Annotated in this window: 17 protein-coding genes; 2 read left to right on the top strand and 15 right to left on the bottom strand. The window is 25.5% G+C overall.

Going from position 1 to position 17999, the window contains the following annotated elements:
• Positions 1 to 119: 119 nt before the first annotated feature.
• The 7 genes from CHF27_RS08805 to CHF27_RS08775 form a co-directional block, all read right to left on the bottom strand.
• Positions 120 to 752 (bottom strand): hypothetical protein, encoded by a 633-nt coding sequence (locus CHF27_RS08805; RefSeq protein ID WP_095406875.1) that lies wholly within the window; start codon positions 750 to 752, stop codon positions 120 to 122.
• Between the two features lie 651 nt (positions 753 to 1403).
• Positions 1404 to 2567, bottom strand: coding sequence for an RNA-guided endonuclease InsQ/TnpB family protein (locus CHF27_RS08800; RefSeq protein ID WP_095406876.1), 1164 nt, complete (start codon positions 2565 to 2567; stop codon positions 1404 to 1406).
• Complete coding sequence (gene tnpA / locus CHF27_RS08795) at positions 2564 to 2965, bottom strand: IS200/IS605 family transposase (protein ID WP_095406877.1); 402 nt, start codon at positions 2963 to 2965, stop codon at positions 2564 to 2566. Before tnpA ends, CHF27_RS08800 begins: the two co-directional genes overlap by 4 nt.
• 261 nt (positions 2966 to 3226) lie before the next feature.
• Positions 3227 to 3682: a dUTP diphosphatase gene (gene dut, locus CHF27_RS08790; RefSeq protein WP_095406878.1), complete on the bottom strand. Its 456-nt coding sequence runs from the start codon at positions 3680 to 3682 to the stop codon at positions 3227 to 3229.
• A gap of 95 nt (positions 3683 to 3777) precedes the next feature.
• Positions 3778 to 4278: an anaerobic ribonucleoside-triphosphate reductase activating protein gene (nrdG, locus tag CHF27_RS08785; protein ID WP_095406879.1), complete on the bottom strand. Its 501-nt coding sequence runs from the start codon at positions 4276 to 4278 to the stop codon at positions 3778 to 3780.
• Between the two features lie 17 nt (positions 4279 to 4295).
• On the bottom strand, positions 4296 to 6425 hold the full coding sequence (nrdD, locus tag CHF27_RS08780; RefSeq protein ID WP_095406880.1) for an anaerobic ribonucleoside-triphosphate reductase: 2130 nt from the start codon (positions 6423 to 6425) through the stop codon (positions 4296 to 4298).
• Between the two features lie 345 nt (positions 6426 to 6770).
• Positions 6771 to 7871 (bottom strand): alanine/ornithine racemase family PLP-dependent enzyme, encoded by a 1101-nt coding sequence (locus tag CHF27_RS08775; RefSeq protein WP_095406881.1) that lies wholly within the window; start codon positions 7869 to 7871, stop codon positions 6771 to 6773.
• 312 nt (positions 7872 to 8183) lie between these two features.
• Here CHF27_RS08775 and CHF27_RS08770 point away from each other — a divergent pair, with 312 nt between their 5' ends.
• Complete coding sequence (locus CHF27_RS08770; protein ID WP_095406882.1) at positions 8184 to 8582, top strand: 4Fe-4S binding protein; 399 nt, start codon at positions 8184 to 8186, stop codon at positions 8580 to 8582.
• A gap of 102 nt (positions 8583 to 8684) precedes the next feature.
• On the opposite strand, the gene CHF27_RS08765 is transcribed toward CHF27_RS08770, so the two are convergent.
• The 5 genes from CHF27_RS08765 to CHF27_RS08745 all read right to left on the bottom strand — a co-directional run bounded on the left by CHF27_RS08765 (position 8685) and on the right by CHF27_RS08745 (position 14235).
• A complete protein-coding gene (locus CHF27_RS08765) occupies positions 8685 to 9623 on the bottom strand; it encodes a DnaJ domain-containing protein (protein ID WP_095406883.1) in 939 nt (312 codons plus the stop codon).
• A 64-nt stretch (positions 9624 to 9687) separates the two neighbouring features.
• Positions 9688 to 10752: an endonuclease/exonuclease/phosphatase family protein gene (locus tag CHF27_RS08760; protein WP_243444981.1), complete on the bottom strand. Its 1065-nt coding sequence runs from the start codon at positions 10750 to 10752 to the stop codon at positions 9688 to 9690.
• A gap of 466 nt (positions 10753 to 11218) precedes the next feature.
• Entirely contained in the window at positions 11219 to 11896 is a 678-nt protein-coding gene (locus CHF27_RS08755; RefSeq protein WP_095406884.1) for an ABC transporter ATP-binding protein, read from the bottom strand.
• Between the two features lie 21 nt (positions 11897 to 11917).
• Positions 11918 to 13462, bottom strand: coding sequence for a hypothetical protein (locus CHF27_RS08750; protein WP_095406885.1), 1545 nt, complete (start codon positions 13460 to 13462; stop codon positions 11918 to 11920).
• Between the two features lie 8 nt (positions 13463 to 13470).
• On the bottom strand, positions 13471 to 14235 hold the full coding sequence (locus tag CHF27_RS08745; protein WP_095406886.1) for a hypothetical protein: 765 nt from the start codon (positions 14233 to 14235) through the stop codon (positions 13471 to 13473).
• 667 nt (positions 14236 to 14902) lie between these two features.
• Here CHF27_RS08745 and CHF27_RS08740 point away from each other — a divergent pair.
• Positions 14903 to 15433: a folate family ECF transporter S component gene (locus tag CHF27_RS08740; protein WP_095406887.1), complete on the top strand. Its 531-nt coding sequence runs from the start codon at positions 14903 to 14905 to the stop codon at positions 15431 to 15433.
• An 84-nt stretch (positions 15434 to 15517) separates the two neighbouring features.
• Here the strand turns inward: CHF27_RS08740 and CHF27_RS08735 are convergent, their stop codons facing one another.
• The 3 genes from CHF27_RS08735 to CHF27_RS08725 form a co-directional block, all read right to left on the bottom strand.
• Positions 15518 to 15814, bottom strand: coding sequence for a hypothetical protein (locus CHF27_RS08735; protein WP_095406888.1), 297 nt, complete (start codon positions 15812 to 15814; stop codon positions 15518 to 15520).
• A 52-nt stretch (positions 15815 to 15866) separates the two neighbouring features.
• Positions 15867 to 17594, bottom strand: a complete 1728-nt coding sequence (locus tag CHF27_RS08730; RefSeq protein ID WP_095406889.1) for a motility associated factor glycosyltransferase family protein — start codon at positions 17592 to 17594, stop codon at positions 15867 to 15869.
• An 84-nt stretch (positions 17595 to 17678) separates the two neighbouring features.
• On the bottom strand, positions 17679 to 17978 hold the full coding sequence (locus CHF27_RS08725) for a hypothetical protein (RefSeq protein WP_095406890.1): 300 nt from the start codon (positions 17976 to 17978) through the stop codon (positions 17679 to 17681).
• Between the last annotated feature and the right edge of the window lie 21 nt (positions 17979 to 17999).

Below are 17999 nucleotides of genomic sequence, written 5' to 3'. Positions count from 1 at the left end.
AATTAATTTTTCTATACAACAATATTATTATATATATCAGATTAATTCAAATTGTTTTTATATAATTTTATTTAGCAAGTCCAAAAGAAACATTTATAAAACTATTTAACTATATAATGTTATTTATTATTTTTATCAAATATAGTTTTTGTAGTATCTATATCTTTTGTTACGCATCTTTGACTATTTACTCTTTCTGATACTAGCATCATTTTAACTAAATCTTTTAATTCTTTAATAATATTTTCTATATCAGATTTATTAACTTCTTCTGATTTATCATTATTGTCAAATATAGTTTTTGTAGTATCTATATCTTTTGCTACACATCTTTGGCTATTTATTCTTTCTGATACTAGCATTTCACCTACGATACCTTTAACTTCTTCAGTTAATTCTTTTATATCTTCTTTAGTAAATTCTTTATTTTCATCACTTGAATCAAATATAGTTTTTGTAGTATCTATATCCTTTGCTATACATCTTTGACTGTTGATTCTTTCTGATACTAGCATTTCATTTGCTATACCCTTTATTTCTGTTGTCAATACTTCTAACTCTTTACCTATTGAATTTAAATCATTTTGAGTAAATTCTTCTGTTTCATCCTTATGATTTATAATAGTCTTTGTAGTGTCTATATCTTTTGCTACACATCTTTGACTATTTATTCTTTCTGATACTAACATTGTGTTTAAAATTCCTGATAATTCTCCTACTAAATTATTTAAGCTTTCTTTTAAGTTTTTCATATGACCCACCTCGTTGATTAAATTTTTATATTTTATAAAATTCACAGAATACAAATACTTTTTATTTTAACTGTGAAAAATTCTTTTCACTTTATTTTACTTATACCCTAAATTTTAAAAATCAATCAAAAATACATAACCTATATTTATAAAAAATTTAGGTTTTTATTTTTTTAATATTAAAACTCTTTAATATCTAATTAAGTTAAACGTTTGCATTAAATCCTTACTAATTATACTATTTTCATATTTATTAATCATTATTCTAATAATGTTTTTCTTTTTCTTCCCTCTATAAGTTATTTTCGTCTTTTTTTCCTAATACTTTAATATTTTCACTATTACAGATATCACATTTTTATAATTCTCCATAGATTGTTTTTTCTTAATTTTTACTATGGTTATTGATAATTTTTTTCTTCTAATATTATATCCTCATAATTTCTAAAAAATAATTTATTCTATTTTATTTTTACCAATCACCTTAGAAGAATACGCATTTGTTTCCTATTTTTTAACTTATGTTGACACACTCCCCATAGATAAATCTAGGGGATTCTTGGTGGCTAACTCACTTATTCATACTTAAACAGTACAACAGAGGTGGTTACAAAGCCAAGCTACATGGACGGTGTCTTCGCCACTACTACCTTAAACGGTAGATACTTTTAAATTAATTGGTTGCTTGTGGTTTATTCTAAAGTCTACTAAATCATATTTATGTTTTTTATTTAGAATATTCCATGCTCCAACTATATCTCTATGAGTTTCATAACCACAAGTGCAACTATAATTTCTTCCTGTTGGTTTGTGTTTTTTAGAACACTTTGGGCAAGTTTGGGAAGTGAAATGTTCTTTAACCATTTTTACTTCGATACCTTGCTCTTTTGCTTTATATTTTATATAGTCTTTAATTCTACCATACTCCATTTGAGATATTTTCTGCCTATTAACTCTATTTAATCTTTTCTTTTTCTTAGTATCTTTTTCAATTCCTTTTATATCGCCAAGAATTATTTCACAGACCTTTTGCTCTACACAAAAGTCTATAAATTTTCTAGTTGTTTGATGATATAAATTCATTAATTGATTATCGGTTTTACTTCTTATCTTATTCTTTAATTTCCATAACTTCTTTGATTGCCTACTGCCTTTTTTGCATCTACTTAGTCTTTTAGATATATATGCATACATCTTATTTCTAAATTGTTTAATACTTCTACCTTCTCGATTAGAGAGTATAAGCCCTGCACCTTCATTTGTTACTGATGCTATTGAATGTATTTCACCCATATCAACACCTATGGTGTTAGTGCCTTCGGCTACAATTCCATCTAATCCATTATCAAATGTATAATATAAATAATAACCATTTCTCCAAACTATTTCGGCAGTTTTTATATTTGGTATATAGAAGTCTAACTCTAAGTATCTACCTTTAGACATTGATAGTTTTAGATTACCTTTAGCATTAGTATTTATTGCACTAGCCTTAAAAGGTATTATATAAAACTTCTTAGTCTTATATGGATATTTTGCTTTAGTGTTACCTTTCTTTCTTAACTCTGAAATAGTCTTTCTATTAGCATCAAACTTGTCTGATATAGCTTGAATAGTTTGACTATGTAGATTATATTTACCTTTGATTAACTTCTGTATATCATTCTTTTTAATCCATTGTTTATGTTCAAAATAGTATTCTTTTGACAAGCTAACTATGTGATTCCAACAATTAGCTGATTCCATTTGCTTTTCTCTTACTAATTCAAATTGTGGTTTTGTTAGGTTTAATTTTACTCTATGTGTTTTTATCATTTTTTCTTTGTCCTAACTTGTTGATTTTCTATATATTGCTTGACTGCTTCCAAGCTAACTGAACCAACTGTTCCAACAAAATAACTATTAGTCCATAAAGTAGGCATAGTTGATTTTAGGTGAGGAAAATTTTCTCTAAGAACTCTTGAACTAAATCCTTTTAAACCTTTCACAACTTTATGAATACCATATTGAGGGTTGCAAGATACTAACAAATGAACGTGGTCGAGGTCAGTTTCCATTTCAATTATTTCTGCTCCTAAAGTTTCGGCTTTAAATGGCAATATTTCTTTTAACATTTTTTCAACATCACCTTTTAATACAGGTTTTCTATACTTAGGACACCATATAACGTGATATTTACAGTCATAAACTATATTATTATTTGATTTATACATTACAAATAACACCTCCTAAGTATTAATATAACTTATCAAGTGTTATTTTTCAATACCCTATATAACATTTCGAAATATTAAGACCTTGCCTTTCATCTCCCATAGCTAAAGCGAGGGGCTTTTCGGCAATTTTATTGTAAAATAGTTATTTTTTATAAGTATAGCTATAAAGTCAGATATAGGTTGAGAAATACAGTATAAATAAAAAAGAGTAGTTCCAAGTACTTGGTTCTACTCTTATATATCAATTTTAATTATTTCTTATACTGTAGTTCCAGTAGATCCAAATCCACCTTCTCCTCTAACTGTTTCATTTACTTCATTTACTTCATTAAATGTACAGTGATATACTTTTCTTAAAACACCTTGAGCTATCTTAGTATGTTTAGGTATTGTTATTGAAAATTCCTCTTCATTTTTTAACATTATACCAACTTCACCCCTATAATCCATATCTATAGTTCCCTCATATACTGTTATATCTGCATTTTTTCCTGAAGTTGTTGGAACACCTTTTACTGTTATACCTGATTTATTCTTTATTTGAATACCCCAACCAGTTGGTATCTCAAATATTAATCCTGTTTTAGCAATTGCTTTTTTTCCTGCTTCAACTACTACATCTTCAGCTGTGAATAAGTCAAATCCACTATCAGTTGGATGAGCAAAAACTGGTATTGTAGCATTTTCATTTGTTTTTTTAACATTTATTATCATAAGTAGTATCTCCTTTTAGTCAATTATTTTGCTTAAAAATATATAGAGAAGAATGTCCACATTCTCCTCTATATAAAATATAATATTTTATTTTATCATAGTTTATAAATTATTACATTATTATTAATTAATGAATTTTTCACATCTATAATTCTTTGATTTGAAGATCCTCTTAGCATAATAGATAAATTTCTCTTTTCTTCTTCGAATTTTCCATCTATAAGAACATCTATATATTTTAAAACTTCCACTTGAAGCTCATTGAACTGTTCAAAAACATATCCTGTCCATAAATATATAATTTTTTCTGGATAATTTTTTTTAAATTCTTTACAAAGATCTATTACTCCATCAATATTTTGGGAACATAATGGCTCCCCTCCTAAAACAGATAAGTTTCTTTGAATATTATTTTTATCTATATTGTCAAATATATATTGTAAATCATTGTTTGTAAACTCTTTTCCACCCTTAAAATCCCAAGTTTCTGAGTTAAAACATCCTTTACAATGATGAGGACACCCTTGTGTCCAAAGCGACATTGTTATTCCTATTCCATTTGCTATATCATTATCTTTTATCTTAGAAAACTTCAATTTTCTCACTCCAAATCTTATAGATGTAGTACTCTTTCTCCTATTTCTTGAGTACGTCCTTTACCCCACATATTAGATCCTATATATCCACATGTTCTTCTCATAACTTGCATTTCATCCTTATTTCTATTTCCACAGTTAGGACAATACCACTCTAGATTTTCATCAAGTTTTATTTCTCCTGTGTAATCGCACTTAAAACATACATCTGGCTTAGTATTAATTTCAGCATATTGTATATTATGGTAAATAAAATTAATTATTTGTTCCACAGCAGGTAAGTTTTTACTCATATCAGGAACTTCTATATAACTTATACATCCACCTAAACTAATGTCATGGAATTGACTTTCAAATTTAAGTTTTTCAAAAGCATCTATCTCTTCTGAAACATGTACATGATATGAATTTGTATAATACATTCTATCTGTTACATTTTTTATTTCTCCAAATTTTTGCTTATCTATTCTACAGAATCTTGAAGTTAAACTTTCTCCTGGAGTTCCATATAACCCAAATCCAAGTCCTGTATCTTCTTTCCATTCTTTACATTTTTCATTTAAATAATGCATAACTTCTAAGGCAAAATCTTCTCCTTCTTTAGTTGTATGAGAAATTCCAAGCATTGCCTGCGTCATTTCATATATTCCTACATAACCTAAAGATAGTGTTGAATATCCATCCTTTAATAAAGAATCTATTTTTTCACCTTTTTTAAGTCTTGCTATACCTCCATGTTGCCAGTGAATTGGAGATACATCTGATGTTGTTCCTAGTAAAAGATTATGTCTTACCATTAATGCTTCTTTACAAAGATCTAATCTTTCATCTAGTATTTGCCAGAATTTATCCATATTTTTATTTGCTGTTAATGCCACTTGTACTAAATTTAAACTAATTACACCTTGATTAAATCTTCCATACCACTTGTAATCACCATTTTCATCTTTCCAAGGGCTTAAATGAGACCTACAACCCATTGGTGGGAAGGCTTCGCCTTCATAATTTTTTCTCATTATCTTTGCACTTTGATAATCTGGAACTAATCTTTTAGTATTACATTTTGCAGCTAGCCTTGTAATATAATCATATTTACCACCCTCTAAACAATTATGTTCATCAAGTAAATATACTAATTTAGGGAACTCCTCACCTATTTCTTGACCCCTATAATTCTTCATTCCCTCTAATCTCTGATGTATCATTTCTTCACAAATTAATGCCATTTCTTTTTCATATTCATGTCCTTCTTCAATTTCTAAATATATAGTTGAAAAAGGAGCTTGACCATTACTTGTGTGTAATGTAGATAATTGATATCTTATCGTCTGTATTCCTGATTTTAGCTCTTCCTTCATTCTTTCTTCTGCTAATTCATGAGACATATTTTCAGAATATCTTTCCTTATATTTATTTAAATATTTATCATATGAAACCCTTAAAAAAGGAGCGATATGTTTTATAGTTATAGAATTACCACCATATTGACCACTTGCAATTTGAGCTATTATTTGAGTTACTATAGTACAAACTGTTCCAAATGATTTAGGTGGTTCTACTAATTTATTATTAATTACTGTTCCATTACTAAGCATATCTTCTAAATTTATAAGCATACAGTTATGAATTGGTTGCATAGCATAATCCATATCATGGTAATGAAGAACACCTTCATCATGTGCATGTACAATATGTGCAGGGATTAATTTTCTTCTTGCTATATCTTTCGATACTTCTCCTGCTACTAAATCCCTTTGCGTTGAAGCAAGTAGACCATTTTTATTAGAATTTTCATTTAAAACATCTTCATTTGTTTTATCAAGCAAACCTAATATACTATCATCTGTTGTATTAGTCTCTCTCTTAAATGATTGAACTGCTCTATAACCTTCATAAGCTTTAGCAGTTAATTCTTTTTTATAATTAATTAGTTTTTGATATACCATATCTTCTACTTTATATACTGTTGGTGAAGTCAATTTTTCGTGACAATTATTTTCTATTTCAGTTGCTATTTTTTTAGCTACATCTTCTTCATATATTCCACTACCATACTTCATCGCCTTTAGTATTGCACTTTCTATTTTTTCTTTATCAAATTCAACAATACTACCATCTCTTTTAATTATATTTAATTTACTATCCATAAAACTCTCCTTTTGTCTACTTCTTTAATGTATTATATTACATAAAGTTGTATCAAATTTTGCAAAAATAAATCTAATTTATTTCTGCGAAAAGTATTGACTTTTCAAGTTTTATATACCTTGTACAAGGAATATAAATACTATATGTAGTAACACCTTGTCTATTCTATACTATATATAGTATAGTATCAAGTTTTTTTACAGTGTTTTTATAAATTTATTTTTGTCAATATGATAAGGATAAAAACATTTAATTTTTATAAAAATCAAAAAGTCTCAAAAGGTATTTTTAAATCAAAATACATTTTGAGACTTTATTTATTTTCTAAATATAAGTATTAAATATTATTCATAAATAAACACCTTATTTATATAATCACATGCTGTTAAATAAAGAACATTTCCATAGAATAATTTAAAACAAATTATATCTCCTAATTTATATTCTTTATCACTATCTTCTATATCTATTATTAAATGGTCACTACTGCTACCCAAAATTTCAATACCACTTGCTAATGGTATTAAACTATCATGTGAAACAAAATCTTGTTTACCTACGCCTAATATAGCTCTTTTTCTTGTTCCTCTATCCTCAAATGACGGTTTATTCCCAAATGCATCTACGTACATCTCACCAATTGGTTGTGATGGCTTATTTTTAATTTCTATAATTTCTGCTTTTAATATTACAGTATCTGAATACATATTATCTAAATCATGGCCCCAATAATATGGTAAATCCTGGCCAACTAATATAGCTTCTCCTACCCTCAGATTATTTATTTTTTTTGGAATTCTACCTTCTAATACCAGAGGTAATGTAGTTGTAGCTCCTCCTGATATTATATCTAACTCTCTATGTATTTTATCTTCTATTTTACAAGCAACATCACATAGTTTACTTAAATTATCATATGTTGGCTTTATTGATCCATAGCAACTTAAATTTGTTCCTATTCCATAAAGTTTTACATATTTTAATTTATTTTCTATATATAAACAAACGTCTATTAATTCTTTCTCATCTATAAATCCTTCTCTTAAATCTCCCAAATCCATCATAATAACTACTTTATGTTCTTTATTTTGTTTTTTACACTCTTCTTCTATTTTATTTATTATCTCTATTTCTGAATTTAAACTAATATCTACGTATTGTACTAAGTCTTCTATTTCAGTTAGCATCGGAATTCGTATTAGCATATTTGCTTTATTTAAACCATTGTTTTTTAAATCTATCAATTGTTCTATTCTAGAACTAGAGATATATTTACAACCCCCTTTTACCATTTGTTCAACAATTGTAGGTTGTGCATTTACCCCTTTTATTACTCCTGTTATATTTATCCCCTGTTTCTCACATATATTTACTAAGGTTTTTGTATTTTCATAGATTTTATTAATATTTATTTCTATTAATGGATATTTTATTTTTTGTGGCATGTTTTATATCCCCCTTGACTATATATTATTTTAATTAATTAAATTCTATTATTAAATACTATTTCCTTCTTTTATTTACAAATTATCTTTTATTTTTTCAAAATTCCTATTTTTATTTAATTTTTGTAATTTACTATATTAATTCTTATCATATTTATACATAAAATTCAAAAAATAAAGTTTGATTTTTCTAGCAAATATTGTTTTTATTACTTTTAATTGCGTTTGCCTCTACAATACTCTACACTTAAATTATCAACGGGGATTTTACAGTAAAAATATTTTTATCTTAGATTTTAGGGGGAATAGAAAATGAAAAAATTAGTTGTTACAGACAGATCTCAATGTCAAGCATGTCTTTCTTGTGAAATAGCTTGTTCTGAAGCATTTTACAAAATGTATAATAATTTTGATACTCCATGTATTAGAATTGATGTTAAAAAAGATAATTCTTTAAATGTAAAGGCGTGTAATCAATGTGGTGTATGTGCTAAAAAATGTCCTGAAGGTGCTATCAAACAAAATGCTAAAGGCGTATATATGATAAACAAAAAACTATGTACTGGATGTCTTACTTGCGTAGATGCCTGTCCAAAAGGTATTATTGCAAAAGTTGAAGACAAGCCTACTCCATCTAAATGTATTGCATGTGGTATCTGCGTAGATGCCTGTCCAATGGGAATTCTTGAAATTCAAGAAGTTACAGATTAATTGCATATATTTATATAATTGAGTAAAATCTAAATAATTATTTTATTTAGCATCATCAAAAAAAGTTGTCCTAAAATTTAATTTTGGACAACTTTATATTTACTAAGAATCTAATTTTTCTTTTAAAAATTCATATGCTTCTTTTATTTCTATAGTCTTTTCATGTATTTTTTTCATTTCTTCATCTGATAATCCCTTACTTTGATGTAAATCTGGATGATATTTTTTCATAAGTTTTTTATAAGCCTTTTTTAACTCCTCTAATGTAACATCTGTATCTACATCTAGTATTTTATAGTATTCATCCAATGATTTTGATTGACTTTTCTCATATTCAAAACTTGAATTAAATCTTTCATATTCAGTTCTTGATATTCTAAATATATACATTATATCTTCTAGTATTGATTTTTGTTTGGAACTTTGTTCACCATCTACTTTGCTTATTTTAATACAATTGTACAAAATAGTTTTTTTTATATCTACATCTCCATCACACAGTGTATCTATAATATCATTTAATTCTTTAACTATTTTATTGTCATAATTATATTGTTTTGTTTCGTTAAAAACATTAGCACACCACATTATCTTACTACTTGAAAGTTCAAAATCATTTTTTAATATACTTCTTAAACTCTCTACTTCGTTTTTAGTAACTACACCGTCTGCTTTTGATATATAAGCCGTTAACTTTACAAAATCTTGCATAATATCATCAACAGTATCTTCTTCCTTATATATCTCATTTCCAACTTTTCTAAATTTTTTGCCACAATCACATACATAAAATCCATCATCTGCATTATAACTTACTTTGCAATATGGACATATACAATTAGCCTTTGAATTATGATTATTATAGTGCCCAAATTTTTTATTTTTAATTTCATCTTTAATACCAATTCCAACTCCAACTAAAAATACTAATCCCAATATAAACACAATTGGTAATACTATAGGGATAACAACTGTAACCCCTAAAAAAATAACTATACCTATAACACAAATAAGTCCTATATTTTTTAAAATATCATCCATAAATATTCCCTTTCTTCCCTTACTATAACATTATGTCTTTTTTATTTACTAAATCATATATTAGCTACTTTAGTTTAAATCTTATCGTTACAGGATTATGGTCTGTATATTTAAAATTAAAATTACTTCCTTTAACTTTTGATATTTCTATGTTATCAGAAACTAAAAATCCGTCTATTACCGATAATAAATTTTCACCTTCTTTATAAGATATATCCAAAGTACGGCATGTAGGAACTTCTTTGTCTACTGCCCAGTTAAATCCTTTTAGATTGAAATCTTTTGGTATATCTTGTAGCCAACCTGGTTTTTCTTGTGTTGTTTTAAATAAATTATAATCTGTTCCTGGCAATTGTTGATTAAAATCTCCGCCTAAAATCACATAATTTCCTTTTTTATATTCTTTATTTAAAAACTCTTTTACAAATCCTAATTGTTGGACTCTTATTTTTCCACCCTTGTCATATGCAGATAAATGTGCATTTATTAAAACTAACTCACGTTCATCTTCAACAGATATTCTACTAACCATCATACATCTATCTAAATCAGCAAGTTGGTGTATAAAATTTTCTTTTCCTGGTAAATCATATCTTACTGTATTTGCTACATTGTATTTTGACATAGTCGTAATTCCTGCCAATACCTTTCCATGAGGTTTACTTAATGGAACAGGAACCCACGGTACTTTATAATTTATAGCAAACATACATCCATATTCTTTAAACTTATTTTGATAAGCTTCATACTGATTTACTTTAAAGCTTCTTGTCGCACTTTTATCTACTTCTTGTAAAAAATAAATATCCGAATTTAACTTATCCATAATATTAATTATTCCATTTACATTTTCATTTACTCTTTCTTTGCTTATTGCTCTAGACATAGTTCCTCCATCCATAAAGAAATCTACATCCTTATCTGTACCACAATATCCTGTGTTAAAAGTTGTTAGAGATATCTCCTCATTTTTGTTAATTTTATTAGATTGATTATTTTCATTTACTATATTTACCTCACTTTTAGGCTTATAATCCGTAATAATCATAAATAGTACATATACTATTAAAATCAAAAGTATTATTGAAATTATTATCAATCCAATTTTAAATATTTTGTTAAACTTCAATGATGCTCCCCCTTATAATGTTTTTTATTGTAAAAATAAATTCACAAATTATACTATAACATTATTATTGTAAAAATTACCAGCTTAACAATTATTTTTATTTACAACCACATAAAATCTGCCTATTATAAATGGAGTTATAAAACTTCCAAACCTATATATAAGCATTGAAGATGCTACTGTTACTTATTCTATAAAAGCAATTCCTGTAGGAACCCCATAATCCTCGACTAGAGGTAGAGTGTGCTTTTATATAATGCTACTTAGAATTTTTTGAACTTAAGTTTAAACAAAAAAACCACTTTCTATTTAGCATAGAAAAGTGGTTTTTTATTTTATCATTTCTTACATAGAATTTAACTGTAGAATCATTTACTATCATTCTATTAAAATAGAATCTCAAGTTACCTTCTAGGGATTTTAGTACCGTGTTTTGGCTATACTTCATTTGATAAAAAAATATTAGTTATCTACTTCTATGTCTATACTTATCAATAATTTCAGATGATACAAGTTGTAATTGAGCATTTTCAATTATATAAATACTATCACAAAGTTGTTCTATATCCTCAAAGTTATGGCTTGTTAACAATATAGTTCGACCTTCATCTTTAAGGGATTTTATTATATTTTTTATATCTTTATAAGTATTATAATCTAAGGCATTAAAAGGCTCATCTAAAACTAAAATATCTTGATCTTCCATTATAGCTTGAGCAATTCCTAACTTTTGTTTCATGCCAAGAGAATAATCCTTAACTTTTGCTTTATTGTCTGGATTCAAGCCAACACTTTCCATAGTAATTTTTATTTTTTCATTGTCTATTTTTTTATTTATATCAGCTAAAAATTTTAAGTTTTGAAAACCATCAAATATACTTATATACCCTGGTTCATTAATAAAAACACCTACATTTTCAGGAAAATCTATTTTTTCACCTAGCTTTAATCCCCTTATATATGTGTTTCCATTATCAGGAGATATAAATCCACAAATCACTTTAAATAAGACTGATTTCCCACTCCCATTAGCTCCTATAATACCGGTAGTTTTTCCTTTACTTATTTCTAAATTTATATCATCCAAAATGGCCATCCCATTGTATGACTTAGTTATATGTTCTAACTTTATTGCAGCATTCATATTAATTCACTCCCCTTAAATTTACTTAACTATTAATTTTTTATGTCTTGAATTTAGATAAATAAGTATTATAGCAATTAATATTGATAATTCTAAAAGTACATTTTTTAAATTGAGGCCATAATTTATTCCGTAGTTATTTAATATAAATTGATATCTACACAAGCTTGAAATACCAAAAGGTATGTAATAAATAAATTCAAATGGAATTATACTAATGAGATTAAATATTATTAAACTAAAAAATGACATAGTTATATTATTGGTAAAACTATAAATTAAAAATAAAATAAGGAATTCAAATATTATATTCAGCAATTTGATACTAAATATTGTGAAAATCAATCTATATAAATCAGTTTCTGGACTTAGACCAAGCAATATACTTATACAAATAGGTATCAATATACTTAATACTGTATATATTAATATATATTTGAATGAAACTTTTATAATAGATTTAAACCATGCTAAGCTGGTCTTTAATCTTATGTTTAGAAATATAGTTCTATCATTGCATTCCTGCTCAATGAATACACTTAATAAGTATATAGGTGTTAAGTTGAATACTAGCATCTCCAATATAATAAGTGGATTAAATTCTCCAATCGAAGAGCCCGAAAAAACATTTAATAGGTATTTATTAATAGATAGATTATCATTTGATGATACTAGTTTCCACATACTCATTATTAATAATACAAATACAATAGATAATATATTGTACTTACTAAATAAAGACTTATTATGATATCTATAAACCCCTGAGCTTTTTGAAGTATTTTTAATAATATTACTAATAGTAATATTATTTATATTTAAGCTAATATCTTTATTCCAGTAATCTTTATTTATTTTACAAAAAATTAAAATAAATAAAATTTCTATTACTAAATTTATTTTAATTTCAAAACCAAAAATAAAACCATGATAAAAAATTATATAAGTATTAATAATTAAAAAAGATATAAACTTTAAGCTTAATATTTTAATGCTACTAAAAGAAAGTAAATAAATAAATATAATTATCTTTATGGCTGTTTTTTTACTAAAAAAATTATTTATAGTACATATAACTAAGCTAATCATAAAAAATCCTAAAATCATATAAGAAGTTATATACAAAATAAGATTACTTGGAGTAGAAAATTTATTGGAAAAAAAATCTAGAATTTTATATACCGTAGGATTTATACCTTCAAAACTATTATTACTTTGTAGTCCTATAGACATAATCGCTATTATTAAAGCTTGCGATAAAACAAATACTATAGAAAATGTACCATAAGCATATATCTTTGATTTAAAGTAGTTCCAATAGTTTTTACTTCTAATTAATATATACTCATTATCATCATCTAAGCTTGAAATAAACATTAATAAAAACATAGGTATCATAAAATTTATTATATAGAAATAGTTAGATAAGGCATCTACTATAAATTGTTGTGAAGATAAAGTGCCATTTATTCTAGCATCAAGATTACAAATAATCAAAACTAACCATAAAAATATTAATTTTTTAGATAACAATTTATTCATTTCTAATTTATATAAAGAATTCATAATATCACCTACAAGTTATACACTTTTATTTTTTTAAATTTAAAAATTATTAAAAATACTATTATAAATAAAAGAGCTATATTTGGCCCAACTAATAAATTAAATATATTAGTATCAGTCATACAATTAATATAAAACGACGCAATTAATCTTTGTTTATGAAAGCCTAAAGTAGCCATTGTAAAATTATCTAGAATAACATAAATAAAAGGTCCTGTAAGAATTACAAATATATTGTCTAGGTAAAGGGATAATACAAATCCAATAGTAGCTACAATCATTGCTAAAAATCCATCCCATAAACAATGAATAAATACGTATAAATAAGTATGATTTATTAGAAAATCAGGCATAAATAAATTTGTATAAAAAGGAGGCTCATAAGATGCCGGTGGATGAATATTATGTAAAAAGGATAATGATACTAATCCACCTATAAGCATAGGTATAAATATAATTAAAAATGCACTTAATATACAAACAATCCATTTTGAAAGTATATAGTCTTTTTTAGATACTCTCGGAAATGTATAGAGTAAAAAATTATTTTTTCTTTCATAATACATAACCCAACAAGTAGGGCATACAACTAAAATTGGGAATATTATAGCTATATAATCAATTGATACCTTCCAAAACTCAAAATTATTTTGTACATAATAATAATTTCCCATGTTTATCACAATAGCCAAAAACAATATCGTTGTAATTATTAATGTTGCAATGACTGGTTTTAATACTTTCTTTATTTCTAATTTAATTAAATTGACCAAATTAATCACACTCCTTAAATTAACTATGGGAACACCGAGATGCGTGTCAAAATCGAATATATCATTAATATAGTAATGAAAAACAGTCCTATAATCCTATAAATACACATAATAATTAATGCTAAGTTTGGTAAAGTAGTATATATAAAAATAGTTTTCCGTTTTTTAATCATTTACTTGGACTATTATAACATGGTATTTATTACAATTTATGCTTTTTTATTACAAAAATTACGACATATTACTACAAATTAACTATTTCAATAAGCAACTTAAAAAAGAATAACAAGTTGGGACTAATATAATAACTTTAGTCTCAATTATAGTTACTATATTAAGTATTATAGTTGTATTTATAGAAAAGAAGCGATCAATATCTAATATAACTGTTAATGCTAAAGTATAATTTATCAAAAATCTACTAGTTAAATCTAGTAGCTTTTTATTTTAATTTTGGTGTAATCTTAGGTTTTTATATTTGTTGGAGTTTTATTAGTGTAAAATTTAACTAGTACAACGAGTTATATTTTATATTTTTTATTACACCAACTTTTAGTTATGCTATAATTTTAATATAAATAATTTACATATACGCTTAATAATTCGACTTTAATCATATTCATAAAATGCCTATATGTTGATAATTTCTAATAATAAGGTGGTTATTATGAGTCAACAAACAAGTAAAAAATTTAATTCAAAAACAATTACTGAACTTGCACTATTAATAGCATTAGAAGTAATATTATCAAGATTTTTATCAATACATACACCTATAGTTAGAATAGGATTTGGTTTTTTACCGTTAGCTATAATGGGAATATTATATGGATCATGGACTGCTGGAATTGCAGCTATATTTGCTGATTTAATTGGATTTATTTTATTTCCAACTGGCACATATTTTCCTGGTTTTACATTAACAGCTTTTCTTACAGGATTTACTTATGGCATTCTTTTGTATAACAAACCTAAGTATACTATAAGAATACTTATTTCCGTTTTAGTAGTATGCCTTATCCTTAATTTAGTTCTAGATACATTATGGTTATCAATACTTATGGGCAAAGGTTACATTGCTTTACTACCTACTCGTATTATTAAGGTTTTAGTTATGATACCAGTTCAATTTATTTCAATAAGTCTTGTTTGGAATAAATTTTTAATTCGAGTAAAAAGTTCTTTTAACTTAAGATAATTAAAATAAAAAAATAAGGGATTGTCTTAAAAGTATAAAATTTTTGAGACAATCCCTTATTAAACTTCAATTATAAATATTTTATTAAGCAAATAATTTTTTTATTGAATCAAATATTTTTTTTATCCAAGACTTATCTTCTTTGTTTTCGCCTAATTTTAATGCACTAATTTCTTCTTTATTTTCTATTGATTGTGTTTGTAGTAAACTAGATTGTTCAACTTTATCTCCTTCTAAATTTATAGTTACATTTGCAGAGGCATCTGCTTTAGCTGCTTGTGGTGGTATTATGTGTTGAATAGTTTTAACCCCATCTATATCCATAGAACTAATAACTCTCTCTGTATACTCTTTACCATCTATAGTAACTTTATTAACCATACGTACTCCTCCATTTATTAAAATCTATATTAATTTTGATTATATTATGATATTAATTTACATTTTGTGATACCTTTAAAAATACTTCTTTTACTTCTTCTAGCATAGTTTTTAATTCCTTAAAATAATTCAAAAAAGTACTACATTGATATTTAAAGTTAGAAGTTAACTGGTCGTAATCTTTTGCAGTCATTTCAAAATATTTTTGTCTTATATCAAATAAAAATTTAGTTAAATAGCTTCCTAAGTAATAACTTATTGTACTATATTCAAATTCATCTATAATTTCCATTATATATAAAAACTGTTGTAAATTTATATCATCTTCTTTCATATCCATTAATGATTCTTTAGCTTTACTATTTAAAAGTTTGTTACACAAATTTATACACTCATCTGATTTATATATAAATTTATTTATATGTTGTAGTATTGATTTTACTATTTCACTTGAGTCTATACTTATAGATTTGTCAGGAACTAATTTTTTAACACATTTAGAAAAATTTATAGATGTTATTACTTCTTCTAATTCCTTATGAGGGGCACCTATTATATCTGCTCCATAAGATGCATTTATAAACTTAACATCATTCTGTTGTTGAATTATTTTTATATACTCCTCAATCTTCATCTTAAAAAAATTTAATGATAGTGTTGTTTTTATTTCATTTCCATATACATCCTTCACTAAAATTTTTTCTAATTCACCTGGATTTTTATCTATATCAAAAGTCGCATTATCAGAATGATGTTTGTCATAAGTAAGTGCACAATCTTGACCGACTAATATTATCGGATTACATCCCATAAGTCTCGCTGTATCTATACAAATATGAGCAACTGAACCCCCAGTGTAAGTACCTGTTAAGTTTTTTAAATCTTCTATTGTTCTTGAAAATAATTGCGATATATATATTTTTTCACCTTTATATTCTTTAACTAAATCTTTGTTACTATATTCGTAAAAAGCGAAAGGAACATCACTATTTAGATATTTTTTCATCATATCATAATTTATTTGTGCTGGATCTACAGATATAACTAGATTAGGAATAATTTCATTTTCTATTAGAGTTCCCATAGTTCTATTTCCTGCTATTATAAAAAATTTATCTAAATAATCTTTGTACTTTAACATAGTTTGAATATTTTCATCTAATGATGGTCCTGCAGACACTATTATGGCTGGTATATTATTATTACATTCTATATATGAATTTAAAGGCGATGAATTGTTTAGCTGAGACAAATTTGAAATCATATTTTCAAAAAATATCTTTCTGAACATATTATCTAATCCTAATGTTGACATAGCTACTAAATATCTATTATCCAAGATTTCTATGAATTTTTTATATTCCTCTTTATATACATTCTCGTAGTTTCCAAAGCTATGAACAAATAATCTATTAAAATTTTTATAATTTATTAATCCTTTAAGAAAATTCTCAATAACCTCTTCATCATATAGTATCAATTTTATATTATCTTTTGATATGATTTCCTTGTGACTTTCATAGATTTCTTTATTTGGTTCTATTATTATAACTTTATTATAACTACATATATTATTTTCTAACTCATTAATATATTCTCCACTATCAATACCAAATATAAATACTATAGAATCAAATAAAAGTCCCTCTAAATTATCTATTAAATCCTGTATATTTTTTTTATAATTTTCTTTATCTCCTAAAAAATATACTTTATTATCAATATCTACTTCATATAACTCATAGTTATCTTTACTTTTATGCTTTTTTAAGTTAAACATAGATCCTCCTAGTATAATTACTATATTTTTTTAATATTAAAATTGAAGATTAGCCATAAGCTAATCTTCTTTTAATTCATATTATTAACTGTATACTCTAATAGTTAACTTTTGAGATGTTGGAACAGTTACTGCATATCTTCCTTGATTGTCTGTAAAAGTTCCAGTAAAAGCATTAGCTATACTTTGATTCGCAACTGTTGTTATAGTCCAAACCAAAACTGCTGCACTTGTTACAATTCCTCCACCTGATAATTTAGCTGTACCATTTAATAATATATGGCTCCATAATGCTGTAGTTAACTTTTGAGATGTTATTATATTACTCTTAGGACTAATAGCATTAACACTAACTGCTTTAGGTTTATAACTATTTACTGCCATAATATCTCTCCTATATAAATA

Origin of the sequence: Romboutsia maritimum (assembly GCF_002251085.2) — a bacterium.
In the GTDB taxonomy this organism is placed as follows: domain Bacteria; phylum Bacillota; class Clostridia; order Peptostreptococcales; family Peptostreptococcaceae; genus Romboutsia_B; species Romboutsia_B maritimum.
Note: the sequence above shows the minus strand (reverse complement) of the source record. Positions and strands in the feature narration are given on the sequence as shown.